The following is a 23,250-nucleotide window of genomic DNA, read 5'->3' on the forward strand; positions in this document are numbered from 1 at the left end:
GCACTAATTAACAAGTTCTTTTATAGAGGTTCAGAGTCATGGCAAAGGGTAAATTCGAACGCACCAAGCCGCACGTCAACGTCGGCACGATTGGTCACGTGGATCACGGCAAGACGACGCTGACGGCAGCGCTGACGAAGGTCGGTGCGGAACGTTTCGGTGGCGAGTTCAAGGATTACAGCTCGATCGACGCGGCGCCGGAAGAGAAGGCGCGCGGTATCACGATCTCGACCGCCCACGTGGAATACGAGTCGCCGCTGCGCCATTACGCGCACGTGGACTGCCCGGGGCATGCGGATTATGTGAAGAACATGATCACGGGTGCGGCGCAGATGGACGGCGCGATCCTGGTGTGCTCGGCCGCGGACGGCCCGATGCCGCAGACGCGCGAACACATCCTGCTGAGCCGTCAGGTCGGCGTGCCGTACATCATCGTGTACCTGAACAAGGCGGACATGGTGGACGACGCCGAGCTGCTGGAACTGGTCGAGATGGAAGTGCGCGAGCTGCTGACCAAGTACGACTTCCCGGGCGACGACACGCCGATGATCCACGGTTCGGCCAAGCTGGCGCTGGAAGGTGATCAGAGCGAGATCGGCGTGCCGTCGATCATCAAGCTGGTGGACGCGCTGGACAGCTACATCCCGGAGCCGGTGCGCACGATCGACAAGCCGTTCCTGATGCCGGTGGAAGACGTGTTCTCGATCTCGGGCCGCGGCACGGTGGTGACCGGCCGTATCGAGCGGGGCATCATCAAGGTGGGCGACGAAATCGAAGTGGTCGGCATCCGCGACACACAGAAGACCACGGTGACTGGCGTGGAGATGTTCCGCAAGCTGCTGGACCAGGGTCAGGCGGGCGACAACGCCGGTCTGCTGCTGCGCGGCCTGAAGCGCGACGACGTGGAGCGCGGCCAGGTGCTGGCCAAGCCGGGCACGATCACCCCGCATACGGACTTCGAGGCCGAGGTGTATGTGCTGTCCAAGGACGAGGGTGGCCGTCATACGCCGTTCTTCAAGGGCTACCGTCCGCAGTTCTACTTCCGCACGACGGACGTGACCGGTGCGGTGACGCTGCCGGAGGGCGTGGAGATGGTGATGCCGGGCGACAACGTGAAGATGGTGGTGAGCCTGATCCACCCGATCGCGATGGACGAAGGCCTGCGTTTCGCGATTCGCGAAGGCGGCCGTACCGTGGGCGCCGGTGTGGTGGCCAAGGTCATCAAGTAAGAACTGTCATCCCGGCAGCAAGCTGCCGGGATGACTTCCGCCGTTGATCCGGCCTGATGGTCGGATAACGCCGGAGGAGGATACGTGGTTTTGCCGCTGAACCACTTCCCTGTAGGGAAATTAGCAGATATACTTCGCAGCTCACTTGTCGATCAAAGCCTAGGCTCTGACCGATCTACCGCGAAATGAGGCGCAGGATGTGCTTCGAGTTCGCGGGCCGGGATGGCCCATCGCAATGGAATATTTCGCAGGCCCTGTCTGCCGACAATGTTTCGTTGCGCGATGCAGATTCTGTCCAGGCGAGCCGAATAGTGCTCGCCTGGCCTTTTCGAATTGGGGTCGGGGAATATTCACGGCTCCCGATGTGGTGCAAAAGGTTGTGCGAGGCGGTGAGAAGCCGTTTCGTTTCACATTACGTTCTTTCGACAACAGGACACGGTTATGGCGAACCAGAAGATTCGGATTCGGCTGAAGGCGTACGATCATCGTCTGATCGACCGCTCGGCCAGTGAGATCGTCGAGACGGCCAAGCGCACTGGCGCAACGGTACTCGGCCCGATTCCACTTCCGACGAAAATCGAGCGTTACACCATCCTGACGTCGCCGCACGTCGACAAGGATGCACGCGACCAGTACGAGACCCGTACGCACAAGCGTGTGCTCGACATCGTCGACCCGAACGACAAAACCGTGGACGCGCTCATGAAGCTTGATCTCGCCGCTGGCGTCGATGTTCAGATCAAGCTCGGTTGAGCGACAGACAGGATACGAAGATGAGTATCGGATTGGTTGGCCGCAAATGCGGCATGAGCCGACTCTTCACTGAAGATGGCCGCTCGATTCCGGTGACGCTGATTGAAGCGACGCCGAACCGCGTGACCCAGTTGAAGACGGACGACAACGATGGCTACAGCGCCGTCCAGGTTTCGGCGGGCAGCAAGCGCGCGAACCTGCTGGCGCAGCCGCTGAAGGGTCATTACGCGAAAGCGAAGGTCGAGCCGGGCCGCGGCTTGTGGGAATTCCGCGTGCCCGCCGAGGATCTCGGCAAGTACACCGTGGGTGGCGAGATCAAGGCTGACGACGTGTTCACCGTCGGCCAGATGGTCGACGTTGCGGGCGTGTCGAAAGGCAAGGGCTTCCAGGGCACGATCAAGCGCTGGCACTTCAAGATGGGTGACGCTACCCACGGTAACTCGCTGTCGCATCGCGCGCCGGGTTCCATCGGTCAGCGCCAGACCCCGGGCCGCGTGTTTCCGGGCAAGAAGATGTCCGGCCACATGGGTGCGGTGAATCGCACCCAGCAGGGTCTGGAAGTGGTCAAGGTGGACGCCGAGCGTCATCTGATCGCGGTGAAGGGTGCGGTGCCGGGTGCAACCGGTGGCGACGTCATCATCCGCCCGACGACGAAGAGCTGAGGAGAGACGCCATGGAACTCAATGTTATTGGCGCGTCATCGCCTACCAAGCAAGCGCTCAGCGTGTCGGACGAGGTGTTCGGCGGTGAGTACAAGAAGGCCCTGGTCCACCAGGTCGTGATCGCCTACCAGGCGGCCGGCCGTGCCGGCACCCAGTCGCAGCTGTCGCGCGGCGAAATGTCCGGCACCACCAAGAAGTTCAAGAAGCAGAAGGGCGGCGGCGCCCGTCACGGTGATTACCGTGCGCCGATCTTTGTCGGTGGTGGTCGCACCTTCGCGGCCAAGCCGCGCAGCTACGAGCAGAAGGTCAACCGCAAGGCCTATCGTGTCGCGATCCGCTCGATTTTTTCCGAGCTGGTTCGTCAGGGTCGCCTGAAGGTCGTCGAGAGCTTTGGCGTCGAGACGCCGAAGACCTCCGCGATGGTGGCCAAGCTGGCCGAGCTGGAAGTATCCGGTCGCGTGCTGCTGGTGTCGGAAGATGCTTCCGAGTCGGTGTTCCTGGCCGCACGCAACATTCCTTATATCCATGTGCTGGATGTGATGGGCCTGAATCCGGTCAGCCTGGTCGGTTCCGACCACGTGGTGGTCACGGTTGACGCGGTGAAGAAGATCGAGGAGTGGCTGGCATGAACAACGAACGCATTCTCGATACGCTGCGCGCGCCGCATATTTCCGAGAAATCGGCGCGTCTGGCCGAGCACAACCAGTACGTATTCGTGGTCGCCCCTGCGGCAACCAAGGCCGATGTCCGCGCTGCCGTGGAAAAGCTGTTCGACGTCAAGGTCGAGCAGGTGAACCTCGTCAATACCAAGGGCAAGGTCAAGTCCTTCCGTTTTCGTGCTGGCAGCCGCCAGGGCAAGCGTAAGGCCTACGTGCGTCTTGCCGATGGCCAGACCATCGACGTGTCCGCCAAGGCCTGAGCCAGGAGTTCTGTGAGATGGCACTAATCAACCACAAGCCGACCTCGCCGGGCCGCCGTGACGCAGTCAGCGTCAAGACGGAAGGTCTGTACAAGGGCGCGCCGTACGCGGCGTTGACCGAGTCGCAGTCCCGCACCGGTGGTCGCAATCATCATGGCCGCATCACCGTGCGTCATCGCGGCGGCGGTCACAAGCAGCATTACCGCATCATCGACTTCAAGCGTGACAAGGAAGGCATCGCCGCCCGCGTCGAGCGCATCGAGTACGATCCGAACCGCACCGCACATATCGCGTTGCTGTGCTATGCCGATGGCGAACGTCGTTACATCATCGCGCCGAAGGGCGTGCAGGTGGACGATCGCCTGGTGTCCGGCCGTGATGCGCCGATCAAGGCCGGAAACTGCCTGCAGTTGCGCAACATTCCGATGGGCAGCACGATCCATTGCATCGAGCTGCGTCCCGGCAAGGGTGCGCAGATCGCCCGCAGTGCCGGCGCTTCGGTGCAGCTGGTGGCGCGCGAGTCCGGTTACGCCACGCTGCGTCTGCGCTCCGGCGAGATGCGCCGCGTTTCGGTCGACTGCCGCGCTACCATCGGCGAAGTCGGCAACGGCGAGCACAGCCTGAAGAAGCTGGGCAAGGCCGGTGCGAAGCGCTGGCTGGGTATTCGTCCGACCGTTCGCGGTGTGGTGATGAACCCGGTCGACCATCCGCATGGTGGTGGTGAAGGCAAGACTTCAGGTGGTCGTCATCCGGTCAGCCCGTGGGGCACGCCGGCCAAGGGCTACAAGACCCGTAACAACAAGCGCACGCAGCAGTTCATCGTGCGTCGTCGTACCAAGTAACAGGAAGCCGACATGCCTCGCTCTTTGAAGAAAGGTCCGTTCGTCGACCTTCACCTCGTAAAGAAGGTGGAAGCTGCGGTTTCCGCCCACAACAAGCGTCCGATCAAGACCTGGTCGCGCCGCTCGATGATCCTGCCGGAAATGGTTGGCTTGACCATCGCTATCCACAATGGCCGTCAGCACGTACCCGTACTGATCAACGAGAACATGGTCGGGCACAAGCTCGGCGAGTTCGCGGTGACCCGTACGTTCAAGGGCCATGTCGGCGACAAGAAGGGCAAGTGATGAGCACTGAAGCCAAAGCGATCCTGCGTGGCGCCCGCATTTCGGCGCAAAAGGCACGCCTGGTGGCTGATCTGGTCCGCGGGCTTCCCGTCGGCCGGGCCAGCGACGTGCTCACCTTCACCAACAAGAAAGCCGCGCTCCTTGTCCGCAAGGTGCTGCTGTCGGCCGTCGCCAACGCCGAGAACAATCTCGGTGCCGACGTCGACGAGCTGAAAGTGGCCAGCATCTTCGTTGATGAAGGTCCGGCGATGAAACGCATGCACGCCCGCGCCAAAGGCCGCGGTTCGCGCATTCTCAAGCGCACCAGCCACATCACTGTGGTTGTTGGTAACTGACCGAGGATATAGACGATGGGTCATAAAGTTCATCCCACCGGTATCCGCCTCGGCATTGCCAAGGATTGGAACTCGAAGTGGTTCGCCAACAAGCGTGATTACGCGAAGTATCTCGTGGCCGACATCAAGGTCCGCGACATGCTGAAGAAGAAGCTGGCTGCTGCCGGCATCTCGAAAATCCAGATCGAGCGTCCGGCCAAGACCGCACGCGTGACGATCCACACGGCCCGTCCGGGCGTGGTGATCGGCAAGAAGGGCGAGGATATCGAGAAGCTGCGCAAGGAAGTCAGCGACATGATGGGCGTTCCGACGCACATCAACGTCAACGAAGTGCGCAAGCCCGAACTCGATGCGCAGCTGGTGGCCGAGTCCATCGCGCAGCAGCTCGAGCGTCGCATCATGTTCCGTCGTGCGATGAAGCGTTCGGTCGGCAACGCGATGCGTCTGGGCGCGCTGGGCATCAAGATCAACGTGTCCGGTCGTCTGAACGGTGCCGAGATCGCCCGTTCCGAGTGGAGCCGCGAAGGTCGGGTGCCGCTGCATACGCTGCGCGCCGACATCGACTACGGCTTTGCCGAGGCGCATACCACCTACGGCATCATCGGCATCAAGGTGTGGGTCTACAAGGGTGAGATTTTCGACCTGGCAGCGGCATCCCAGGAGTCGAAGGACGAACCGTCGCAGCCGCGCCGCGAAGGTGGCGAAGGTCGTCGTAACGATTCGCGTCGCGAGGCCGGTGACGGCCGCCGCGAGCGGTCTGCGAAGTAAGGAGAGTTGCCATGTTGCAACCGAAGCGAACCAAATACCGCAAGCAGTTCAAAGGCCGTAACGACGGTTTGGCCCAGTGTTCCAACCTCGTCAGCTTTGGCGAGTTCGGCCTGAAGGCCATCACGCATGGCTCGCTCACCGCGCGCCAGATCGAGGCGGCCCGCCGCTGCATCACCCGCTACGTCAAGCGCGGTGGCAAGCTGTGGATCCGCGTGTTCCCGGACAAGCCGATCACCAAGAAGCCGATCGAAGTCCGCATGGGTGCCGGCAAGGGCAGTGTGGAGTTCTGGGTCGCCCAGATCCAGCCCGGCCGCATGCTTTACGAGATCGAGGGCCTCGACGAGGTCACGGCACGTGAGGCGTTCCGTCTGGCGGCAGCGAAGCTGTCGGTGCAGACCCAGTTCGTGACCAGGGCGGTGATGTGATGGCCAGCAAAGATACCAATAACCAGTCGGCCGACGAGTTGAAGCAGCACCTGCTGGACCTGCGCAAGGAGCAGTTCAATCTGCGCATGCAGAAAGGGTCCGGCCAGCTCACTCAGCCGCACCAGCTTCGCCGCGTTCGGCGTGACATCGCCCGCACGAAGTTTGTGCTCGGCGGCAAGAAGTAAGGGACGGCCGATATGAGCGCTGACAAGATTCAAGAAGCACAGGTTCAAGCAGAAAAGAAGCAGGCGCGCACCCTCGAAGGTCGCGTTACCAGCAACAAGATGGACAAGACCGTGACCGTGCTGGTCGAGCGTCAGGTTCAGCATTGGCTGCTCGGCAAGATCATCCGCCGTTCGACCAAGCTGCACGCGCAGGACGACCTCGGAGCGAACGAGGGCGACCTCGTACGTATCGCCGAATGCCGTCCGTTGTCCAAGACCAAACATCACCGCGTGGTTGAAATCATCACGCGCGCCAACGTCTAAGGGAGGGTGCAGCCATGATCCAGATGCAGAGCACGCTTTCCGCAGCGGACAACAGCGGCGCGAAGGAATTGATGTGCATCAAGGTGCTCGGCGGCTCCAAGCGCCGTTACGCCGCGATCGGTGACGTCATCAAGGTCACCGTGAAGGATGCGATTCCCCGCGGCAAGGTAAAGAAGGGCGAGGTGTACAATGCCGTGGTGGTGCGTACCGCCAAGGGTGTACGCCGTCCCGATGGTTCGCTGATCCGTTTCGACGGCAATGCAGCGGTCCTCCTCAACAACAAGCTCGAGCCGATCGGTACCCGTATTTTCGGGCCGGTTACCCGCGAGCTGCGCAGCGAGAAGTTCATGAAGATCGTCTCGCTCGCGCCCGAAGTGCTCTGAGCGGAGATCACAAAATGAACCGTATCCGTAAGGGTGATCAAGTCCTCGTGATCACCGGCAAAAACAAGGGTCAACGCGGCGATGTGCTGCGTGTTGCAGACGATCGCGTGTTCGTCTCCAACGTGAATCTGGTCAAGCGTCACACCAAGCCGAATCCGCAGGCCAACCAGGCCGGCGGTATCGTCGAGCGTGAAGCCTCGATCCATCTCTCCAATGTGCAGCTGTTCAACCCCGCCACGAACAAGGGTGAACGCGTCGGCACCAAAACGCTCGAAGATGGGCGCAAGGTCCGCGTGTTCCGTTCGACTGGCGAGGTCGTGGACGCGTAAGGAACACGATCATGACGCGCCTTGAAACATTTTATAAAGAGCAGGTAGTTGCCAAGCTCACCGAGCAGTTCGGCTACCAGAACGTGATGCAGGTTCCCCGCATCACCAAGATCACGCTGAACATGGGCGTGGGCGAAGCTGCGGGCAACAAGAAAGTGCTCGAGAACGCCGTGGCCGATATGGCCAAGATCGCGGGCCAGAAGCCGATCACGACCAAGGCGCGCGTTTCCGTGGCCTCGTTCAAGATCCGCGACGGCTGGCCGATCGGCTGCAAGGTCACCTTGCGCCGGGCGCAGATGTTCGAGTTTCTCGACCGTCTGATCAACATCTCGCTGCCGCGCGTCCGCGATTTCCGCGGTGTGTCGGCCAAGGCGTTCGACGGTCGTGGCAACTACAACTTCGGCATCAAGGAACAGATCATCTTCCCGGAGATCGATTTCGACCAGGTCGATGCGTTGCGTGGCATGGATATCTCCATCACCACCACCGCCAAGACCGATGATGAAGCGAAAGCCCTGCTGGCAGCGTTCAGCTTCCCGTTCCGCAACTGATAGGCGCGTAATCCATGGCCAAGACATCAATGGTGAACCGCGATATCAAGCGGACCAAACTCGTCGAGAAGTTCGCCGCCAAGCGCGCTGGACTGAAGGCGATCGTGCTGAGCCCCACCGCCTCCTACGAGGAGAAGATGGAGGCACAGGCCAAGCTGCAGAAACTGCCGCGCGATGCCAGCCCGGTGCGCCAGCGCACGCGCTGCGCCTTGACCGGCCGCCCGCGTGCCGTCTACGCAAAGTTCGGCCTCGGCCGCAACAAGCTGCGTGAAGCGACCATGCGTGGTGATGTACCTGGCCTGCGCAAGGCCAGCTGGTAACAAACGACTTGCAGGGTCGGTCGATGACGCCAAGGCTTCATTGACCGATTCACCCGGCTGCACTGTCGCGCAGCCGCTGATGCGACTACCGCATCGAGATTCGCCAAAATTTGGAAATGCTGATATAGTCGGCGGTCTGCGCAAAGCAGGCCGACCTTACGTCGGCTCACAATCTGATTGATTTCCGGTTTTATCGGATATCGGTGCACTCTGAAGGATGTTTTCATGAGCATGACTGATCCCATCGCCGATCTGTTCACGCGCGTCCGCAATGCCCAGGCCATGGGCAAGCCGACCGTGCGTATGCCGTCGTCGAAACTGAAGTTGGCAATTGCCAACCTTCTCAAGAACGAGGGCTATATCCTCGACGCCAAAACTTCCGCCGAGGAAGGCAAGCCGGTGCTCGAGCTCAAGCTCAAGTATTTCGAGGGCCAGCCGGCCATCGAGACCATCTCCCGTGTCAGCCGGTCCGGCCTGCGTGTGTATCGCGGCAAGGACGAGCTGCCGAAGGTCCTCGGTGGCCTGGGTATCTCGATCATCTCGACTTCCGCCGGTCTGTTGACCGATGCGCAGGCCCGTGCCAAGGGTCTGGGCGGCGAAGTCATCGGCCAAGTGGCATAAGGAGTCTTTCGATGTCACGTGTTGCCAAGAAACCCATTTCCCTGCCCAAGGGCGTCGAGCTGACTGTCGGTACCGACAACATCTCCGTCAAGGGTCCCAAGGGCGCGCTGTCGGTGCACCACCTGCCGGGCGTCACCGTCGCCGTTGACAAAGGTGTCGCCACCATCAGTCTCGCCGAAGGCGTCGACGACAAGTTCGGCGGCACCGCTCGCGCGCTGCTGGCCAACATGGTCACCGGAGTTTCCACGGGTTACGAGCGCAAGCTCGAGCTGGTGGGCGTCGGTTACCGCGTCTCCATGCAGGGCAAGTCGCTGAACCTGAGCCTGGGCTTTTCCCACCCGGTGGTGTTCGATGCGCCGGAAGGCATCAGCATCGAAACCCCGACGCAGACCGAGGTCCTGATCAAGGGCAACGACAAGCAGGCTGTGGGCCAGGTAGCTGCCAAGATTCGTGGCTTCCGCCCGCCGGAGCCCTACAAGGGCAAGGGTGTGCGTTATGCCGGTGAGAAGATCACGCTGAAGGAAGCCAAGAAGGCCTAATGCGGGTCCCTCCACGGAGGACTGGCCATTCCATGACCAGACTCTTCAAGAGAGCCCTGATACAAGCCGATCCGCTTTCGAGGAATTAACGATGAACAAGAACGAAAATCGCCTGCGCCGTGCCAAGTCCACGCGTTGCCATATCCGCAAGCTGGCTGTTGCCCGCCTGTCGGTGCATCGCACCGGTCAACACATCTATGCGCAGGTGTTCGACGCTTCCGGCGTGAACGTGGTGGCTGCGGCTTCCACTGTGCAGAAGTCGGTCGCCGATGGTCTCAAGGGCACCAAGAACCTGACCGCCGCTGCTGCGGTGGGGAAGGCGGTCGCCGAACGTGCGATGGCTGCGGGTATCGAGTCGGTGGCATTCGACCGCTCCGGCTTTCGTTTCCATGGCCGCATCAAGGCGCTGGCCGATGCGGCGCGCGAAGCGGGCCTCAAGTTCTAAAAGCACTACCCGGAAATCAGGCTGTGCTTGATGTCCTCTGTGTCACCTACAACTCCAAGCGGCTCAGCCGCAAGCAAAGTCCCGGTTCGCCGGGCACATGGAAAAGAACATGTCTTCTACCGATCGCGAAAATTCCGACGGCCTGCTGGAAAAGTTGATTGCCGTCAACCGTGTGGCCAAGACCGTCAAGGGCGGCCGCCAGATGAGCTTCACCGCACTGACCGTGGTCGGTGACGGCGAGGGCAAGGTCGGCTTCGGCTATGGCAAGGCGCGTGAAGTGCCGGTTGCCATCTCCAAGGCGATGGAGCGTGCCCGCCGTCAGATGGTGAACATCGAATTGAATAACGGCACCTTGTGGTATGCCATCAAGGCCAACCACGGTGCGGCTCGCGTCTACATGCAGCCGGCTTCCGAAGGTACCGGCGTGATCGCCGGTGGCGCCATGCGCGCCGTGCTGGAAGTCGTCGGCGTCAAGAACGTGCTGGCCAAGGCCGTCGGTTCGCGCAACCCGATCAACCTGGTGCGCGCCACCATCAAGGGCCTGCAGGCGGTTGCCTCGCCCAAGAAGATCGCCGCCAAGCGTGGCAAGACCCTGGATGAGGTGCTCGGCAATGGCTAAGTCTCAACAAACCGACAAGACCGTGCGCGTACGCCTGGTCAAGGGCCTGCGCGGCGTGCAGGGGCGTCATCGCCTCAGCGTCAAGGCGCTGGGCCTGGGCAAGATCAACGACGTCCGTGAACTGAAGGACAGCCCGCAGGTTCGTGGCCTGATCAACACGGTCTATTACCTGGTCCGGGTCGAGGAGTAAGCATCATGCGTTTGAATGACATTCAGCCGGCCGCCGGTTCGCACAAGACGCGTCTGCGCGTCGCTCGCGGTATCGGTTCGGGCATGGGCAAGACCGCCGGTCGCGGCCACAAGGGTCAGCATGCCCGTGCGGGCGGCACCCACAAGTACGGCTTCGAGGGCGGCCAGATGCCGCTGCAGCGCCGGTTGCCGAAGGTCGGTTTCCGCTCGAAGACGAAAGCCGAGAGTCAGGAGGTATTCCTGTACCAGTTGGCCAACCTCAAGGTTGACGTGATCGACGCCGTCGTGCTGCATCAGGCTGGCCTGATCAACAGCCGCGCGAAGAAGGTCAAGGTGGTTCTGAAGGGTGAAATCGGTCGTGCGGTGAAGTTGTCGGGTCTGCTGGCTACCGCCGGCGCCAAGGCAGCCATCGAAGCGGCCGGCGGCAGCGTGGAGTAATTGACGGTGGCAGCAGCCAAGGGCATAGCACTCGGCAAGCTGACGGAGCTTCGTCAGCGCATCTTCTTCGTGATCGGTGCGCTGGTGGTGTTCCGGCTCGGGTCGTTCATCCCGGTTCCGGGCGTCAACCCGGAGGCGATGACCAGCCTGGTCAACGGCAACGGCCTGATGGACATGTTCAACATGTTCTCGGGTGGCGCACTGGCACGGTTCTCTGTGTTCGCGCTCGGCGTGATCCCGTACATCTCGGCGTCGATCGTGTTCCAGATGATGGGCTCGGTGGTGCCGAGCCTGCAGGGCCTGCGCAAGGAAGGCGAGGCCGGCAAGCGCAAGATGACGATGTATACGCGCTATGCCACGGTGGCACTGGCAGCGTTCCAGTCGTTCGGTATTGCGGTGGCGCTGCAGAACCAGGTTGCCGCCGGCGGCGCGCCGGTGGTCTACACGCCCGGTTTCGGTTTCATCATGTCATCCGTGGTCGGGCTTACTGCCGGCACGATGTTCCTGATGTGGCTGGGCGAGCAGATGACGGAGCGCGGTATCGGCAACGGCATTTCGCTGCTGATCTTTGCGGGCATCGTCGCGGGTCTCCCGGGTGCGGTAGTGCATACCCTTGGCATGGCCAGCAACGGCGAACTGTCGTTGATCAAGCTGCTGATGGTGCTTGGTTTGGTGCTGCTCACGACTGCCTTCGTGGTGTTCATGGAGCGCGCCCAGCGGCGCATCACGGTGAACTACGCAAGGCGTTCGGGTGGGCAGAAGGCCTATATGAACCAGAGTTCCAGCCTGCCGCTGAAGATCAATATGTCGGGCGTGATTCCGCCGATCTTCGCCTCCAGCCTGTTGATGTTCCCGGCTACTGCAATCAGCTGGTTCAGCACGGGCAAGCAGTCGCGCTGGCTGCAGGATCTGACCCAGTCGCTGAGTCCGGGCAATCCGTTGTACGAAATTGTATTTTCGGTGTTGGTAATCGTTTTTGCGTTCTTCTACACGGCGATCGTGTTCAACGCCGACGAGACCGCCGACAACCTCAAGCGGTCGGGTGCGCTGATTCCGGGGATTCGTCCGGGGCGGGCCACGTCCAGTTACATTGATGCGGTGATGACTCGTCTGACCGGTGTCGGTGCGTTGTATCTGGTGCTGGTGTGTCTGGTGCCGTCGTTCATGCAGCAGTCCTGGCATGTTCCGTTTTACTTCGGTGGCACGTCGCTGCTGATCGTGGTGGTGGTGGTGATGGATTTCACGGCTCAGGTGCAGGCGCATCTGGTCAGTCACCAGTACGAAAGTCTGCTCAAGAAGGCCAATCTGCGTCGCAGCTGAGGCTGCGGACGGGCGGTCAAAGTCGGGGAGTGGCGGCACCGCGGTGTCGCAGGGCTTTCCAGTTAGGGTAATTCAAGTTAGAATTGCGCGTTTACCGCGCACGAAACGCATCGGAGAAAGTACATCATGGCGCGCATCGCGGGTGTCAATTTGCCGGTCCAGAAGCACGTCTGGGTTGGTCTGCAGAGCATTTACGGTATCGGCCGCAGCCGGGCCAGGAAGGTCTGCGTGGATGCTGGCGTGGTTCCCACCACCCAGATCAAGTCCCTCAGTGAAGGCGAGGTGGAGAAAATCCGCCACGAGATCGGCAAGTACATTGTCGAAGGCGATCTGCGCCGCGAGGTGGGTATGGCCATCAAGCGTCTGATGGATCTGGGTTGCTATCGTGGCCTGCGCCACCGTCGCGGCCTGCCAGTGCGCGGCCAGCGCACGCGTACCAACGCACGTACCCGCAAGGGTCCCCGTCGCGCGATCAAGAAGTGATTGCACCAGTGCGATCTTCCCTGATCGCGAAGATCAAAAAGCGGCCGTCCGTGGCCGCACTGATTAACAAAGAGCCTCTAAACCATGGCTAAGCCGGTCAAGACCAAGAAGAAGATCAAGCGCGTTGTCACGGATGCCGTGGCGCACGTGCAGGCCTCCTTCAACAATACCATCGTCACCATCACCGATCGCCAGGGCAACGCCTTGTCGTGGGCTACTGCCGGCGGCGCCGGTTTCCGTGGCTCGCGCAAGTCGACCCCGTTCGCTGCCCAGGTTGCCGCCGAAAAGGCTGGCCGTGCTGCAGGCGACTACGGCGTGAAGACGGTGGAAGTACGCATCAAGGGCCCCGGCCCGGGCCGCGAGTCGGCGGTGCGTTCACTGAACGCGTTGGGCTACAAGGTGCTCAACATCATCGACGTCACGCCGATTCCGCACAACGGCTGCCGTCCCCCCAAGAAGCGTCGAGTCTAAGGAGCATACCCATGGCCCGTTATCGTGGAGCTACCTGCAAACTCGCCCGTCGTGAGGGTGCAGATCTCAGCCTGAAGAGCCCGGCCCGCGCGCTGGACTCCAAGTGCAAGCTGGAAAACAAGCCCGGCCAGCATGGCGCGAACAAGCGCATGCGCATGTCCGACTATGCCGTGCAGTTGCGTGAGAAGCAGAAGGTCAAGCGCATCTACGGTGTGCTCGAGCGTCAGTTCAGCAACTACTACGCCAAGGCGTCGACGATCAAGGGCAACACCGGTGAAAACCTGTTGCGTCTGCTCGAAAGCCGTCTGGACAACGTCGTCTATCGCATGGGTTTCGCGGTCACCCGCGCCCAGGCTCGCCAGCTGGTAGCCCACAAGGCGATCCTGGTGAATGGGAAGAAGGTGAACATTCCTTCGTACCAGGTTCGTGCCGGCGACGCGATTGCGTTGACCGAGCGGGCCCGCGCCCAGTTGCGCGTACAGGAAGCGGCGACCATTTTCGACACCATGGATCTGCGTCCGGTCTGGGTCGAAGTCGACGCCAAGAAATTTGAAGGTACGTTCAAGTCGGTGCCGGATCGCGGTGACCTGCCGTCCGACATCAATGAAGCATTGATCGTCGAGCTTTACTCGAAGTAATTACCGGAGCTCTGCATGGCAGTTTCGTCAACTAGTGTGCTGCGGCCTCGGGGCCTCAGCGTCGAACAGCTCGGAGCCAACCGCGCCAAGGTGGTGGTCGAGCCGCTCGAGCGTGGCTTCGGCCATACCCTGGGCAACGCGCTGCGTCGCGTGCTGCTCTCCTCGATCCCTGGCAGTGCCATCGTCGAGGTTGAAATCGATGGCGTGCTGCACGAATACACCACCCTGGAAGGCCTGCAGGAGGACGTCATCGAAGTCCTGCTCAACCTCAAGGACGTGGCGATCCGTCAGCATACGGGTGATGAAGTCACCCTGACCCTGTCCAAGAAGGGCAAGGGCGTGGTCACGGCCGGCGACATCGTGGTCGACCACTCGGTGGAAATCATCAACCCCGAGCACGTGATCTGCCACTTGACCAAGGACATCGCGCTCAACATGCGCCTGAAGGTGCGTCGCGGCGTCGGCTACCAGCCGGCCAGCACGCGCCAGCATCCGGATGACGAGGCGCGCCCGATCGGTCGCCTGCAGCTGGATGCGTCGTTTGCGCCCGTGTTGCGCGTGGCTTACGAAGTGGACGCCGCTCGTGTCGAGCAGCGCACCAACCTCGACAAGCTGGTTCTCGACATCGAGACCAATGGAACGATCGGTGCGGAAGACGCGGTTCGCAAGGCCGCCGAGATCATCAACGACCAGCTGTCGGTGTTCGGCGATTTCTCGCGTCGCGAGAGCGCTACCGACAAGGCGGAGAAGAGCGGTTTCGATCCGCTGCTGCTGCGTCCGATCGACGATCTCGAGCTCACCGTGCGTTCGGCGAACTGCCTGAAGGCCGAGAGCATCTACTACATCGGCGATCTGGTACAGAAGACCGAAGTCGAGCTGCTCAAGACGCCGAACCTGGGCAAGAAGTCGCTGACCGAGATCAAGGATGTGCTGGGCGGTCGCGGTCTCGCACTGGGCATGAAGCTCGAGAACTGGCCGCCGCCGGGCTTGTCGCACGGCATGCAGCTGGGTTGACGAGGTATTTTTGCGAACGAATGTTCGTGCGATCGTCTTTGATCGCTGTGTAGCTAGATGCAGTCAGGGTGTGCGTAGCGCCCTGACTGTGCGCCAGAAGCGGCCACCCATGGCCGCACTCCTCACAAGAGCGTTTGCTCCGATGGGGTTTTCAAGACAGAGCCTCGGATTCAACAAGGCCATATAAGCGGGTAACCGCGGGAAGCCGGACACAGGTGCCGGCTTTTCATAACAACAGACATAGAGACTTTTGCCATGCGCCACCAAAAATCCGGTCGCAAACTCAACCGCACCAGCTCGCACCGCGAGGCCATGTTCAAGAACATGGCGTCCTCGTTGATCAAGCATGAGCTGATCCGTACCACCTTGCCCAAGGCGAAGGAACTTCGCCGCGTGGCCGAGCCGCTGATCACGCTGGCCAAGGTCGACGGCGTCGCCAACCGCCGCCTAGCGTTCTCGCGCATGCGCGACAAGGAGGCGGTCGGCAAGCTGTTCGTCGAGCTGGGTCCGCGCTACCGCGAGCGTGCCGGCGGCTACCTGCGCATCCTCAAGTGCGGCTTCCGCCCGGGCGACAACGCGCCGATGGCGTATGTCGAGCTGGTCGGTCGCCCCCAGGTCGAGGCTGTCGACGCCGAATAAGCCGGCCGGGCGTTGCCTGATCGGGTGGGCGTTCAGAAGTCCATATCCAGAAACCCGGCCGGGCAACCCGCCGGGTTTCTGCTTTCTGGGGTGGCAAATCGCGAATTTCCGCTGAATTTCGCCGCGCTGCTGACAGCGCGCTGGCGAACAGGTAATGTCGTTGTTCCGCAACGCAGCAAAGTGCCATGAATCCATTCCGCTGGTCGTACCGTGTCAGTTTCATCGTCGGTTTCCTGATCTGCGCCGGCCTGCTCGGGTTCGCGCTCTTCACAGAAAAATACTGGGGCCTGTTCCCCTGTCCGCTGTGCATCTTCCAGCGGGTCGGCTTCATCGTGATGGGCTTGTTTTTCCTGCTCGGTGCATTGCATGCACCACGCGGCGGCGCACGTTGGGTCTATACCGGCGGCGTGCTGCTGGGGTCGCTGTTCGGCATCGCCGTGGCGGCTCGCCATCTGTGGATTCAGTCGCTGCCGGCTGACCAGATTCCGTCGTGCGGGCCGCCGCTGGACTATATGTTCAGCGCGTTCCCGTTCGCCAGGGTGCTGCAACTGGTATTCACCGGCTCCGGCGAGTGCGCCAAGGTCGAGCCGATCCTGGGCCTGCCGATGCCGGCCTGGACCCTGCTGTGGTTTATCGCGCTGGCCGTATTGGCGGTCGTCGCCACGCGCCGGCGAAGCTCTCTGAAATGAATGCTCCTACCGTGATCAAGGCCGTACCGATGAATGCCGGTTTGCCCGACGCTTCCGTGCCCAGCTACTGGGTTCCCGACTCATGGCAGCAGCGCGAGGCGCTGCAGCAGCCGCAGTATGACGATGCGATCGAGTTGGCGGCAGCCGGCGCCCAGTTGGCCAGGCTGCCCCCTCTGGTGACGTCGTGGGAGGTGCTCGCGCTGAAGCAGTCACTGGCCGAGGCGCAGGACGGCAAGCGCTTCCTGCTGCAAGGCGGCGACTGTGCGGAAAGCTTCGCCGATTGCACCAGTCCGATCATTTCCAACCGGCTGAAAGTGCTGCTGCAGATGAGCCTGGTGCTGGTGCACGGGCTGAAGAAGCCGGTGCTGCGGGTGGGCCGTTTTGCCGGCCAGTACGCGAAGCCGCGCTCGACCGATCTGGAAGTTCGTGACGGAGTGAGCCTGCCGAGTTTCCGAGGCGACCTGGTCAACGGCCCGGAATTCACCGCCGCCGCGCGCAGGCCCGATCCCCAGCGGATGATCCAGGCGCATGCGCATTCGGCGCTGACCATGAACTTCGTGCGTGCCCTGATCGACGGCGGCTTCGCCGATCTGCATCACCCGGAATACTGGGACCTGGCCTGGGTCGAGCATTCGCCGCTGGCGGCCGAGTACCGGCGGATGGTCGCCGGCATCGGCGACTCGCTGCGCTTCATGGAGACATTGGCTGGCCCGATTGCCGGCTTCTCCAAGGTCGACTTCTTCACCTCGCACGAAGCCTTGCTGCTGCACTACGAGCAGGCGCTGACCCGGCAAGTGCCGCGCCATCCCGGCTTCTTCAATCTCTCCACGCATTTCCCGTGGATCGGCATGCGTACCGCAGCGCTGGATGGTGCGCATGTGGAATATTTCCGCGGCATTCGCAATCCGATTGCCGTGAAAGTCGGCCCCACGGTAACCCCGGCCCAACTGCTGCCGCTGATCGACGCGCTGAACCCGGATGATGAGCCGGGGCGACTGACCCTGATCCATCGCATGGGCAATGCGAAGATCGCCACGGCGCTGCCGACGTTGCTGGAAGCGGTGAAGCGCGAAGGGCGCCGCGTGCTGTGGGTAGCCGATCCGATGCATGGCAATACCGAGAGCACCTCGAACGGCTACAAGACCCGCCGCTTCGACAATATCCGCGGCGAGCTGGATCAGGCGTTCGACATTCACGCGGCGGTCGGCACCCGGCTGGGCGGTGTGCATCTGGAGCTGACTGGCGAGGATGTCACCGAGTGCATGGGCGGCGCGCGCGATCTGTCCGAGACCGACCTCGATCGGGCCTACAAGTCGATGGTCGACCCGCGCCTCAACTACGAGCAGTCGCTGGAGCTGGCGATGCTGATCGTGCGCAAGTCGGTCGGCGGCAACAGCTGACGGCAGCTGAGTGATTTCCATGGCAGCCGTCATGGCATGGACTTGCATGGCACGCCGGTAAGCCTGCATCAAGGGAACACTAACGTTTCATCGCGGCAACCGGCTTGCCGCCGACCGTGGCTAGAAACTGCAGCGACTGCGAGGTGGCGCAGATGATCGACCCATCAGTTCCGCTGCCGATAGCCAACGTGGCCGGATCCGTCGCCATGTGCGCGATCGGCGCATAAGCGGAGGCGGGTGTCGCGGAGTCCGTTGCGATGGCCGGAACTGCGAGCAATGCGGTGACGAGTGCGGCAAGATCGGCGGCTGGACGGCTAACGTAACCTCCGGGGTTCGATGAATGCGGCATGTTGTCGCGATGGCGCAGCTTAGCGCCATGCCTCAGCCGATCGGTGCTGCGCACGCCGGCTACGCCCCTATAATTGGCCGATGAACCCGAACGCCAGTCTGCGCATTGCCAAGCCGTTCGGTGTCGCAGTCCTGTTTGCGGTCGCCATGCTGTCCGGCGCCGCCAGCCGCGCCGCCGATGCGCCACCGTTACATCCGGTACCGCCCGACACCTTGCAGCAGCGCATCGCGGCCTGCACCACATGTCATGGTGTGCACGGCGAAGGGACTCCGGGCAGCGGATATTTTCCACGCCTGGCCGGCAAGCCGGCCGCCTATCTGGCGCGGCAGATGCAGGATTTCCGGAACGGCCTGCGCAAGTACGCGCCGATGGAATACACCGTCCGCCAGCTGAGTCCGGCCTACATGCGGGAAATCGCCGAGTATTTTTCCGCGCAGCAGGTGCCCTACAGCCACTCGCCGGTGCCGTCGGTTTCTGCGGCGACCCTGCAGCGTGGCGATCAGCTGATCAGCAAGGGTGACCCCACACGCAAGATCCCCGCCTGCACCAGCTGCCACGGCAGCCAGCTGACCGGCGTAGAACCGTCCACGCCAGGACTGGTCGGCCTGCCGTACGACTACCTCAGTGCGCAGCTGGGCTCCTGGCGCACGCACACCCGCGCCACGGTTGCGCCGGACTGCATGGCGCTGGTGGCCAACCGGCTGAGCAACTCGGACATCACCGCGGTGGCCGCCTCGCTGGCCAGCCGCCCGTTGCCGGCCGACACGCATGCGCAGGCGGCCGGTTCGGTGACGCCGCCGCTGCGCTGCGGCGTCCTTGGTGCGACCGGAGACGGCGCATGAAATGGCTGCGTCGATGCTTGCTGCTGATCGTTGTACTGATCGCGCTGTTGCTGGGCTGGTTGTTTTTCGGTGGCGGTCGTCGACCGACGTCAGTGGCCATGAGCGCCGTGACCGCAGCGACGTTGCATGATCCCGCCCTGATCGCGCGGGGCGAATACCTGGCCACGCTCGGCGACTGCGCCGGCTGTCATACTGCCCAAGGCGGTGCGCGCCTCGCCGGGGGACGATCGCTGCCGACGCCGTTCGGCAACATTCCGGTGCCGAACATCACGCCCGATCGCAGCACCGGCCTGGGTGACTGGAGTTTCGAGGATTTCTGGCAGGCCTTGCACGTCGGCAAGGGCAGGCACGGCGAACTGCTGTATCCGGCGTTCTCGTATACCTCGTACACCAAGGTGACGCGCGACGATGCGCTGGCGATCTTTGCCTGGCTGCAATCGCTGCCGCCGGTGCACCAGTCGGCTCCCTCATCGACGCTGGATTTCCCGTACAGCGTGCGCAAGAGCCTGGCCGCCTGGCGTGCGCTGTATTTCAGGGAGGGTGTGTTCAAGCCTGACCCGGCGCAGTCGGCGCAATGGAATCGCGGCGCCTACCTGGTGCAGGGATTGGGCCACTGCAATGAATGCCACGCGGCGCGCGATTCGCTGGGCGGGACGTCCGGCGATCAACATCTGACCGGCGGCCAGATTCCCATGCAGAACTGGTACGCGCCGGATCTGAGCACGCGGCAGAACGGTGGCCTGCAGGGCTGGAACGCGCAGGACATCGTCGACCTGCTGAAGACCGGTCAATCGGCCAGGGGCGCGGCGTTCGGCCCGATGGCCGACGTGGTCGCGACCAGCACCCAGCACATGAGCGACGACGACCTGCACGCGGTCGCCACCTATCTGCAGTCGTTGCCGCCGCGCGCGCTTTCGCCGGAAGAACCGCAGCTGTTCAATGCCAGGGCGATCGTGCAGCAGGGCGAGAAGGTCTACACGCAGCACTGTGCGGATTGTCATGGCAAGGACGGCAGCGGCGTCGCCAGCGTGTATCCGCCACTGGACGGCAACTCCTCGGTGACCGAGCCGACCGGTCTCAATGCGACCCGGATGGTCTTGCTGGGAGGTTTTGCGCCGGCGACTGCTGCCAATCCACGGCCGTATTCGATGCCGTCATTCGCCCAGCAGCTGAGCGACAGCGAGGTGTCGGCCGTGGTCAGCTACATGAGGCGCTCGTGGACAAACAAGGCATCGGTGGTTCGGCCCGAGGATGTCAGCCGGTATCGGCACACGCCCATCGATTGATCTTGGTATGGCTCTTTTGTAATCGATCCTGGTGCGGCACTTTCGATCCTGGTGCGGCTCTTTGTGTAGGAGCCCGCTCGCGGGCGATGCCCTTGCTCTTCGCTTCGAATCAACCATCCAGAGCCAAGAGCATCGCCCGCTGGCGGGCTCCTACGAGTTGGCGTTGAGTGCTCGGTAGAGCTCGCCCAGCGCCAGCCATGGACCGAGATCCCAATGCCCGCGCGCCTGTCCCGAAGGCGACGGCAGCACGAACAGGCGCGTATCGCCGAAGGTCTCATCCTGCAGGCCGTAGGGCGCGGCATGATCGAGGGCGGCGCGTGCCGCGTTCTTGCTGGTGAACGCGAGCAGGCGCGGTTGATGGCGTTCGATCTTGCCGATCAGGCCCGGCACGTCGAACGCGTCGCGCGGCAGCTCGCTATCGTTGCCGCTATGGCGCTTGGCCAGGTCGGTGAGGCCGATGCCGTAGTCGGGCAGTCGAGGAAACTCCGGCGGCGCCAGTTGACGCGGGGTCAGCCCGGCCTCGAACAGCGCACGCCAGAACAGGTTGCCGGGGTGGGCGTAATAGGCCCGCTCGGCGGCCGAGCGCTTGCCGGCGGCGGTGCCGCAGAACACCAGCGCGAGGTCGGGCTGCAGCACATCGGGCAGGATGTGGCGGTCAGCTTTTTGCGGCATGGCCGTCGAGTCGGCTGTTGTCCAGCAGGAAATCGGTGAACTGGAAACGCCCATCGCGCAGCACCGATTCGCCGCGGCGCAGCTTGAGTGGCTGGCGGAACAGCGGGCCGGCATAACTCAGGGTGTGGAATTCGCCGCGCTCGCCGCAGGGATCGACCCCGGCCGGCAACGTATCGAGCAAGGCGGCATCGAAAGCGCGGCCGCAATACCCCGCGTCAAGCTGCTGGGTGTCGACGCAGCACAGCATCGCGCAATGGCCCTCGGCGACGAAGCGCCGCGACAGCGCGGCGGTGTCCTCGCCCCACAATGGAAATACCGCGCGCCAGTTCTCGCGGCCCAACTGGCGCACGCGGTAGTCGCGCACGTCCTCCAGGAACAGGTCGCCGAATGCGCAATGGCGGATGCCCGGCCAGCGCATGCGCGCCTCGACCAGCCCTTGCGCATGGGCCTGCTCGTAGGCTTCGTTGCTGCCGGGCCAGTCCAGCAGCACCTCGACCAGCGGCAGGCCCAGCGCGGCGGTCTGCGCCCGCAGCACTTCGTGCTGTACCCCGTGCATCGCCACGCGCTGGTAGTTGCGGTTGACCGTGGTGAGCAGGCCGGCCACCTGCCACTGCGGATCGGCAAGCAGGCGTTGCAGCGCCAGCAGGCAGTCCTTGCCGCCGCTCCAGGCCAGCAGAATCGGGGTACTCATGTTGCGAACTCCTGCCGGGGCGGCAATCAGCGACATTTTGCGATATCGGGAGCCGGAATGCAGTTCCCATGAAATGGCTCATCGACAGGCCGCGCCTGCAGCCGTTATAAAGATGGTCAATTCGGGGAGTATGCGGTGAGTGAAGAAATCCTGATCAACGTGACCCCGCGAGAAACGCGGGTGGGCGTGGTCGAGAACGGCATGCTGCAGGAGGTACATGTCGAACGTGCCTCCCGGCGTGGTTATGTCGGCAATGTCTACAAGGGCCGGGTGCAGCGGGTGATGCCGGGCATGCAGGCGGTGTTCGTGGAGATCGGGCTGGAGCGCGCCGCGTTTCTGCATGCCTCGGACATCGTTCGCCCGCAGCCGGCGTCTGTCGACGGCGTGGAATCGAACGGCAACGGCCACGTCCCCTCGATCAGCGAACTGGTCCACGAAGGCCAGGAGATCGTGGTGCAGGTGGTCAAGGATCCGATCAGCACCAAGGGTGCGCGGCTGTCGGCGCACCTGTCGATTCCCTCGCGCTACCTGGTGCTGTTGCCGTACGCGCGCACTCTTGGCATCTCGGCCCGGATCGAGGATGAGGCTGAACGCCAACGGCTGCGCGACGTGCTGACGCCGCTGATCGGCGAACATCCCATGGGCTACATCGTGCGCACCAATGCCGAGGGGCAGAGCGCCGAGTCGCTGGCGTTCGACGTTGCCTACCTCACCAAGGTGTGGCGGGTGGTGCAGGAGAACATCGCCAAGGCCAAGGTGGGCGAGCGCGTCTACGAGGAGCTGTCGCTGCCGCTGCGCAGCTTGCGCGACATGCTCAACGACGACATCGAGAAGGTGCGGATCGATTCGCGCGCCACCTTCGAGAAGGTGGTCAAGTTCGTGCACAAGTTCATGCCGAGCCTGGACGACCGCATCGAGCATTACGACGGCGAGCGGCCGATCTTCGACCTGTACGGGGTCGAGGACGAGATGCAGCGTGCGCTGAAGAAGGAGGTGCCGCTGAAATCCGGCGGCTACCTGATCGTCGACCAGACCGAGGCGATGACCACGATCGACGTCAACACCGGTGCCTATCTGGGCTCGCGCAACCTGGAGGAGACGGTCTACCGCACCAACCTGGAGGCGGCGCAGGCTGCGGCGCGCCAGCTGCGGCTGCGCAACCTGGGCGGCATCATCATCATCGACTTCATCGACATGAACGATGAGGAGCACAAGCGCCAGGTGCTGCGCATGCTGAACAAGGGGCTGGCGCGCGACTACGCCAAGACCACGGTGTATCCGATGTCGGCGCTGGGCCTGGTCGAGATGACCCGCAAGCGCACCACCGAAAGCCTGGCGCGCCAGCTGTGCGAACCGTGTGCGACCTGCAACGGCCGTGGCGTGCTGAAGACCGCCGAAACGGTGACCTACGAGATCTTCCGCGAGATCACCCGGGCGGTGCGCCAGTTCAACGCGCAGAAGCTGCTGGTGATGGCGAACCCCGCCGTGGTCAACCGCATCCTGGAGGAAGAGTCCGGCGCGGTGGCCGAACTGGAAGAGTTCATCTCCAAAAGCATACGCTTTCAGGCTGAAGAACATTATTCGCAGGAACAGTTTGATGTTGTTTTGCTGTAAAT

The 23,250-nt window shown here is 62.7% G+C and carries 36 protein-coding genes; 33 read left to right on the forward strand and 3 right to left on the reverse strand.

Features of this window, described 5'->3' with window-relative positions:
- Positions 1–38 precede the first annotated feature (38 nt).
- The 30 genes from tuf to ACFPPB_RS04565 all read left to right on the forward strand — a co-directional run bounded on the left by tuf (position 39) and on the right by ACFPPB_RS04565 (position 17,794).
- Positions 39–1,229 (forward strand): elongation factor Tu, encoded by a 1,191-nt coding sequence (gene tuf, locus ACFPPB_RS04420; RefSeq protein WP_377324762.1) that lies wholly within the window; start codon positions 39–41, stop codon positions 1,227–1,229.
- A 441-nt stretch (positions 1,230–1,670) separates the two neighbouring features.
- A complete protein-coding gene (gene rpsJ, locus ACFPPB_RS04425) occupies positions 1,671–1,982 on the forward strand; it encodes a 30S ribosomal protein S10 (RefSeq protein WP_007082173.1) in 312 nt (103 codons plus the stop codon).
- Between the two features lie 20 nt (positions 1,983–2,002).
- Positions 2,003–2,644 carry a 50S ribosomal protein L3 gene (gene rplC, locus ACFPPB_RS04430; protein ID WP_377324781.1) on the forward strand — a complete coding sequence of 214 codons (642 nt, stop codon included), beginning with the start codon at positions 2,003–2,005 and terminating at the stop codon, positions 2,642–2,644.
- An 11-nt stretch (positions 2,645–2,655) separates the two neighbouring features.
- On the forward strand, positions 2,656–3,273 hold the full coding sequence (gene rplD / locus ACFPPB_RS04435) for a 50S ribosomal protein L4 (RefSeq protein WP_377324783.1): 618 nt from the start codon (positions 2,656–2,658) through the stop codon (positions 3,271–3,273).
- The gene (gene rplW / locus ACFPPB_RS04440) at positions 3,270–3,563 is read left to right on the forward strand and encodes a 50S ribosomal protein L23 (RefSeq protein WP_007082176.1); all 294 of its coding nucleotides are present in this window, start codon (positions 3,270–3,272) and stop codon (positions 3,561–3,563) included. The genes rplD and rplW overlap by 4 nt, the downstream gene beginning before the upstream one ends.
- Positions 3,564–3,580: 17 nt before the next feature.
- Entirely contained in the window at positions 3,581–4,405 is an 825-nt protein-coding gene (gene rplB, locus ACFPPB_RS04445) for a 50S ribosomal protein L2 (RefSeq protein WP_007808200.1), read from the forward strand.
- A 12-nt stretch (positions 4,406–4,417) separates the two neighbouring features.
- Complete coding sequence (gene rpsS / locus ACFPPB_RS04450) at positions 4,418–4,690, forward strand: 30S ribosomal protein S19 (RefSeq protein ID WP_056386835.1); 273 nt, start codon at positions 4,418–4,420, stop codon at positions 4,688–4,690.
- On the forward strand, positions 4,690–5,025 hold the full coding sequence (gene rplV, locus ACFPPB_RS04455; RefSeq protein WP_072757742.1) for a 50S ribosomal protein L22: 336 nt from the start codon (positions 4,690–4,692) through the stop codon (positions 5,023–5,025). The genes rpsS and rplV overlap by 1 nt, the downstream gene beginning before the upstream one ends.
- Before the next feature lie 15 nt (positions 5,026–5,040).
- A complete protein-coding gene (gene rpsC / locus ACFPPB_RS04460; RefSeq protein ID WP_377324785.1) occupies positions 5,041–5,793 on the forward strand; it encodes a 30S ribosomal protein S3 in 753 nt (250 codons plus the stop codon).
- A gap of 11 nt (positions 5,794–5,804) precedes the next feature.
- Positions 5,805–6,218 (forward strand): 50S ribosomal protein L16, encoded by a 414-nt coding sequence (rplP, locus tag ACFPPB_RS04465; RefSeq protein WP_072757738.1) that lies wholly within the window; start codon positions 5,805–5,807, stop codon positions 6,216–6,218.
- A complete protein-coding gene (gene rpmC / locus ACFPPB_RS04470; RefSeq protein ID WP_377324787.1) occupies positions 6,218–6,403 on the forward strand; it encodes a 50S ribosomal protein L29 in 186 nt (61 codons plus the stop codon). The genes rplP and rpmC overlap by 1 nt, the downstream gene beginning before the upstream one ends.
- A 12-nt stretch (positions 6,404–6,415) precedes the next feature.
- The gene (gene rpsQ, locus ACFPPB_RS04475; protein ID WP_377324789.1) at positions 6,416–6,706 is read left to right on the forward strand and encodes a 30S ribosomal protein S17; all 291 of its coding nucleotides are present in this window, start codon (positions 6,416–6,418) and stop codon (positions 6,704–6,706) included.
- Positions 6,707–6,720: 14 nt separating this feature from the next.
- Positions 6,721–7,089: a 50S ribosomal protein L14 gene (gene rplN / locus ACFPPB_RS04480; RefSeq protein WP_007513359.1), complete on the forward strand. Its 369-nt coding sequence runs from the start codon at positions 6,721–6,723 to the stop codon at positions 7,087–7,089.
- Positions 7,090–7,103: 14 nt separating this feature from the next.
- Positions 7,104–7,418, forward strand: a complete 315-nt coding sequence (rplX, locus tag ACFPPB_RS04485) for a 50S ribosomal protein L24 (RefSeq protein ID WP_056386827.1) — start codon at positions 7,104–7,106, stop codon at positions 7,416–7,418.
- Between the two features lie 8 nt (positions 7,419–7,426).
- Positions 7,427–7,969: a 50S ribosomal protein L5 gene (gene rplE / locus ACFPPB_RS04490; protein WP_377325049.1), complete on the forward strand. Its 543-nt coding sequence runs from the start codon at positions 7,427–7,429 to the stop codon at positions 7,967–7,969.
- 14 nt (positions 7,970–7,983) lie between these two features.
- Entirely contained in the window at positions 7,984–8,289 is a 306-nt protein-coding gene (gene rpsN / locus ACFPPB_RS04495; protein ID WP_377324791.1) for a 30S ribosomal protein S14, read from the forward strand.
- Between the two features lie 225 nt (positions 8,290–8,514).
- Positions 8,515–8,910 carry a 30S ribosomal protein S8 gene (rpsH, locus tag ACFPPB_RS04500; RefSeq protein ID WP_072757730.1) on the forward strand — a complete coding sequence of 132 codons (396 nt, stop codon included), beginning with the start codon at positions 8,515–8,517 and terminating at the stop codon, positions 8,908–8,910.
- 11 nt (positions 8,911–8,921) lie between these two features.
- Positions 8,922–9,449: a 50S ribosomal protein L6 gene (gene rplF / locus ACFPPB_RS04505; RefSeq protein WP_377324793.1), complete on the forward strand. Its 528-nt coding sequence runs from the start codon at positions 8,922–8,924 to the stop codon at positions 9,447–9,449.
- Between the two features lie 91 nt (positions 9,450–9,540).
- On the forward strand, positions 9,541–9,894 hold the full coding sequence (gene rplR, locus ACFPPB_RS04510) for a 50S ribosomal protein L18 (RefSeq protein ID WP_377324795.1): 354 nt from the start codon (positions 9,541–9,543) through the stop codon (positions 9,892–9,894).
- A gap of 109 nt (positions 9,895–10,003) precedes the next feature.
- On the forward strand, positions 10,004–10,513 hold the full coding sequence (rpsE, locus tag ACFPPB_RS04515; RefSeq protein WP_072759978.1) for a 30S ribosomal protein S5: 510 nt from the start codon (positions 10,004–10,006) through the stop codon (positions 10,511–10,513).
- Positions 10,506–10,703 carry a 50S ribosomal protein L30 gene (rpmD, locus tag ACFPPB_RS04520; RefSeq protein WP_377324797.1) on the forward strand — a complete coding sequence of 66 codons (198 nt, stop codon included), beginning with the start codon at positions 10,506–10,508 and terminating at the stop codon, positions 10,701–10,703. Before rpsE ends, rpmD begins: the two co-directional genes overlap by 8 nt.
- 5 nt (positions 10,704–10,708) lie before the next feature.
- Positions 10,709–11,140: a 50S ribosomal protein L15 gene (gene rplO, locus ACFPPB_RS04525; protein WP_377324799.1), complete on the forward strand. Its 432-nt coding sequence runs from the start codon at positions 10,709–10,711 to the stop codon at positions 11,138–11,140.
- A gap of 6 nt (positions 11,141–11,146) precedes the next feature.
- Complete coding sequence (gene secY, locus ACFPPB_RS04530) at positions 11,147–12,460, forward strand: preprotein translocase subunit SecY (protein ID WP_377324801.1); 1,314 nt, start codon at positions 11,147–11,149, stop codon at positions 12,458–12,460.
- A 126-nt stretch (positions 12,461–12,586) separates the two neighbouring features.
- A complete protein-coding gene (gene rpsM, locus ACFPPB_RS04535) occupies positions 12,587–12,943 on the forward strand; it encodes a 30S ribosomal protein S13 (RefSeq protein WP_149364222.1) in 357 nt (118 codons plus the stop codon).
- 84 nt (positions 12,944–13,027) lie between these two features.
- A complete protein-coding gene (rpsK, locus tag ACFPPB_RS04540) occupies positions 13,028–13,414 on the forward strand; it encodes a 30S ribosomal protein S11 (protein WP_007513384.1) in 387 nt (128 codons plus the stop codon).
- Positions 13,415–13,425: 11 nt separating this feature from the next.
- Entirely contained in the window at positions 13,426–14,052 is a 627-nt protein-coding gene (rpsD, locus tag ACFPPB_RS04545) for a 30S ribosomal protein S4 (RefSeq protein WP_072757720.1), read from the forward strand.
- Between the two features lie 15 nt (positions 14,053–14,067).
- Complete coding sequence (locus ACFPPB_RS04550; protein ID WP_056714883.1) at positions 14,068–15,066, forward strand: DNA-directed RNA polymerase subunit alpha; 999 nt, start codon at positions 14,068–14,070, stop codon at positions 15,064–15,066.
- A 255-nt stretch (positions 15,067–15,321) separates the two neighbouring features.
- Positions 15,322–15,705, forward strand: coding sequence for a 50S ribosomal protein L17 (gene rplQ / locus ACFPPB_RS04555; RefSeq protein WP_377324804.1), 384 nt, complete (start codon positions 15,322–15,324; stop codon positions 15,703–15,705).
- A gap of 185 nt (positions 15,706–15,890) precedes the next feature.
- Positions 15,891–16,394: a disulfide bond formation protein B gene (locus tag ACFPPB_RS04560; protein ID WP_377324806.1), complete on the forward strand. Its 504-nt coding sequence runs from the start codon at positions 15,891–15,893 to the stop codon at positions 16,392–16,394.
- A gap of 29 nt (positions 16,395–16,423) precedes the next feature.
- Complete coding sequence (locus tag ACFPPB_RS04565; protein WP_377325051.1) at positions 16,424–17,794, forward strand: class II 3-deoxy-7-phosphoheptulonate synthase; 1,371 nt, start codon at positions 16,424–16,426, stop codon at positions 17,792–17,794.
- A 79-nt stretch (positions 17,795–17,873) separates the two neighbouring features.
- On the opposite strand, the gene ACFPPB_RS04570 is transcribed toward ACFPPB_RS04565, so the two are convergent.
- Positions 17,874–18,002 carry a hypothetical protein gene (locus ACFPPB_RS04570; protein ID WP_377324808.1) on the reverse strand — a complete coding sequence of 43 codons (129 nt, stop codon included), beginning with the start codon at positions 18,000–18,002 and terminating at the stop codon, positions 17,874–17,876.
- Positions 18,003–18,223: 221 nt separating this feature from the next.
- Between ACFPPB_RS04570 and ACFPPB_RS04575 the strand changes: the two genes are divergently transcribed.
- Together ACFPPB_RS04575 and ACFPPB_RS04580 are read left to right on the forward strand one after the other, a co-directional pair.
- Positions 18,224–18,985 (forward strand): c-type cytochrome, encoded by a 762-nt coding sequence (locus ACFPPB_RS04575; RefSeq protein ID WP_377324810.1) that lies wholly within the window; start codon positions 18,224–18,226, stop codon positions 18,983–18,985.
- Positions 18,982–20,271 (forward strand): c-type cytochrome, encoded by a 1,290-nt coding sequence (locus ACFPPB_RS04580; protein ID WP_377324812.1) that lies wholly within the window; start codon positions 18,982–18,984, stop codon positions 20,269–20,271. Before ACFPPB_RS04575 ends, ACFPPB_RS04580 begins: the two co-directional genes overlap by 4 nt.
- Positions 20,272–20,421: 150 nt before the next feature.
- Here ACFPPB_RS04580 and ACFPPB_RS04585 read toward each other — a convergent pair whose 3' ends face one another.
- The gene (locus ACFPPB_RS04585; protein ID WP_377324814.1) at positions 20,422–20,943 is read right to left on the reverse strand and encodes a mismatch-specific DNA-glycosylase; all 522 of its coding nucleotides are present in this window, start codon (positions 20,941–20,943) and stop codon (positions 20,422–20,424) included.
- On the reverse strand, positions 20,927–21,634 hold the full coding sequence (locus tag ACFPPB_RS04590) for a Dph6-related ATP pyrophosphatase (RefSeq protein ID WP_377324815.1): 708 nt from the start codon (positions 21,632–21,634) through the stop codon (positions 20,927–20,929). The genes ACFPPB_RS04585 and ACFPPB_RS04590 overlap by 17 nt, the downstream gene beginning before the upstream one ends.
- A gap of 135 nt (positions 21,635–21,769) precedes the next feature.
- Here ACFPPB_RS04590 and rng point away from each other — a divergent pair, with 135 nt between their 5' ends.
- Positions 21,770–23,248 carry a ribonuclease G gene (gene rng / locus ACFPPB_RS04595; RefSeq protein ID WP_377324817.1) on the forward strand — a complete coding sequence of 493 codons (1,479 nt, stop codon included), beginning with the start codon at positions 21,770–21,772 and terminating at the stop codon, positions 23,246–23,248.
- The last annotated feature ends 2 nt before the right edge of the window (positions 23,249–23,250 follow it).

Source organism: Rhodanobacter terrae (assembly GCF_042657005.1).
Taxonomy (GTDB): Bacteria; Pseudomonadota; Gammaproteobacteria; order Xanthomonadales; family Rhodanobacteraceae; genus Rhodanobacter; species Rhodanobacter terrae.

What these genes read in the sequence shown, in the direction of transcription:
- tuf (WP_377324762.1), top strand. Translation starts at nt 39, where the DNA reads ATGGCAAAGGGTAAATTCGAACGCACCAAGCCGCACGTCAACGTCGGC.
- rpsJ (WP_007082173.1), top strand. Translation starts at nt 1,671, where the DNA reads ATGGCGAACCAGAAGATTCGGATTCGGCTGAAGGCGTACGATCATCGT.
- rplC (WP_377324781.1), top strand. Translation starts at nt 2,003, where the DNA reads ATGAGTATCGGATTGGTTGGCCGCAAATGCGGCATGAGCCGACTCTTC.
- rplD (WP_377324783.1), top strand. Translation starts at nt 2,656, where the DNA reads ATGGAACTCAATGTTATTGGCGCGTCATCGCCTACCAAGCAAGCGCTC.
- rplW (WP_007082176.1), top strand. Translation starts at nt 3,270, where the DNA reads ATGAACAACGAACGCATTCTCGATACGCTGCGCGCGCCGCATATTTCC.
- rplB (WP_007808200.1), top strand. Translation starts at nt 3,581, where the DNA reads ATGGCACTAATCAACCACAAGCCGACCTCGCCGGGCCGCCGTGACGCA.
- rpsS (WP_056386835.1), top strand. Translation starts at nt 4,418, where the DNA reads ATGCCTCGCTCTTTGAAGAAAGGTCCGTTCGTCGACCTTCACCTCGTA.
- rplV (WP_072757742.1), top strand. Translation starts at nt 4,690, where the DNA reads ATGAGCACTGAAGCCAAAGCGATCCTGCGTGGCGCCCGCATTTCGGCG.
- rpsC (WP_377324785.1), top strand. Translation starts at nt 5,041, where the DNA reads ATGGGTCATAAAGTTCATCCCACCGGTATCCGCCTCGGCATTGCCAAG.
- rplP (WP_072757738.1), top strand. Translation starts at nt 5,805, where the DNA reads ATGTTGCAACCGAAGCGAACCAAATACCGCAAGCAGTTCAAAGGCCGT.
- rpmC (WP_377324787.1), top strand. Translation starts at nt 6,218, where the DNA reads ATGGCCAGCAAAGATACCAATAACCAGTCGGCCGACGAGTTGAAGCAG.
- rpsQ (WP_377324789.1), top strand. Translation starts at nt 6,416, where the DNA reads ATGAGCGCTGACAAGATTCAAGAAGCACAGGTTCAAGCAGAAAAGAAG.
- rplN (WP_007513359.1), top strand. Translation starts at nt 6,721, where the DNA reads ATGATCCAGATGCAGAGCACGCTTTCCGCAGCGGACAACAGCGGCGCG.
- rplX (WP_056386827.1), top strand. Translation starts at nt 7,104, where the DNA reads ATGAACCGTATCCGTAAGGGTGATCAAGTCCTCGTGATCACCGGCAAA.
- rpsN (WP_377324791.1), top strand. Translation starts at nt 7,984, where the DNA reads ATGGCCAAGACATCAATGGTGAACCGCGATATCAAGCGGACCAAACTC.
- rpsH (WP_072757730.1), top strand. Translation starts at nt 8,515, where the DNA reads ATGAGCATGACTGATCCCATCGCCGATCTGTTCACGCGCGTCCGCAAT.
- rplF (WP_377324793.1), top strand. Translation starts at nt 8,922, where the DNA reads ATGTCACGTGTTGCCAAGAAACCCATTTCCCTGCCCAAGGGCGTCGAG.
- rplR (WP_377324795.1), top strand. Translation starts at nt 9,541, where the DNA reads ATGAACAAGAACGAAAATCGCCTGCGCCGTGCCAAGTCCACGCGTTGC.
- rpsE (WP_072759978.1), top strand. Translation starts at nt 10,004, where the DNA reads ATGTCTTCTACCGATCGCGAAAATTCCGACGGCCTGCTGGAAAAGTTG.
- rpmD (WP_377324797.1), top strand. Translation starts at nt 10,506, where the DNA reads ATGGCTAAGTCTCAACAAACCGACAAGACCGTGCGCGTACGCCTGGTC.
- rplO (WP_377324799.1), top strand. Translation starts at nt 10,709, where the DNA reads ATGCGTTTGAATGACATTCAGCCGGCCGCCGGTTCGCACAAGACGCGT.
- rpsM (WP_149364222.1), top strand. Translation starts at nt 12,587, where the DNA reads ATGGCGCGCATCGCGGGTGTCAATTTGCCGGTCCAGAAGCACGTCTGG.
- rpsK (WP_007513384.1), top strand. Translation starts at nt 13,028, where the DNA reads ATGGCTAAGCCGGTCAAGACCAAGAAGAAGATCAAGCGCGTTGTCACG.
- rpsD (WP_072757720.1), top strand. Translation starts at nt 13,426, where the DNA reads ATGGCCCGTTATCGTGGAGCTACCTGCAAACTCGCCCGTCGTGAGGGT.
- ACFPPB_RS04550 (WP_056714883.1), top strand. Translation starts at nt 14,068, where the DNA reads ATGGCAGTTTCGTCAACTAGTGTGCTGCGGCCTCGGGGCCTCAGCGTC.
- rplQ (WP_377324804.1), top strand. Translation starts at nt 15,322, where the DNA reads ATGCGCCACCAAAAATCCGGTCGCAAACTCAACCGCACCAGCTCGCAC.
- ACFPPB_RS04560 (WP_377324806.1), top strand. Translation starts at nt 15,891, where the DNA reads ATGAATCCATTCCGCTGGTCGTACCGTGTCAGTTTCATCGTCGGTTTC.
- ACFPPB_RS04565 (WP_377325051.1), top strand. Translation starts at nt 16,424, where the DNA reads ATGAATGCCGGTTTGCCCGACGCTTCCGTGCCCAGCTACTGGGTTCCC.
- ACFPPB_RS04570 (WP_377324808.1), bottom strand. Translation starts at nt 18,002, where the DNA reads ATGGCGACGGATCCGGCCACGTTGGCTATCGGCAGCGGAACTGATGGG.
- ACFPPB_RS04575 (WP_377324810.1), top strand. Translation starts at nt 18,224, where the DNA reads ATGAACCCGAACGCCAGTCTGCGCATTGCCAAGCCGTTCGGTGTCGCA.
- ACFPPB_RS04580 (WP_377324812.1), top strand. Translation starts at nt 18,982, where the DNA reads ATGAAATGGCTGCGTCGATGCTTGCTGCTGATCGTTGTACTGATCGCG.
- ACFPPB_RS04585 (WP_377324814.1), bottom strand. Translation starts at nt 20,943, where the DNA reads ATGCCGCAAAAAGCTGACCGCCACATCCTGCCCGATGTGCTGCAGCCC.
- ACFPPB_RS04590 (WP_377324815.1), bottom strand. Translation starts at nt 21,634, where the DNA reads ATGAGTACCCCGATTCTGCTGGCCTGGAGCGGCGGCAAGGACTGCCTG.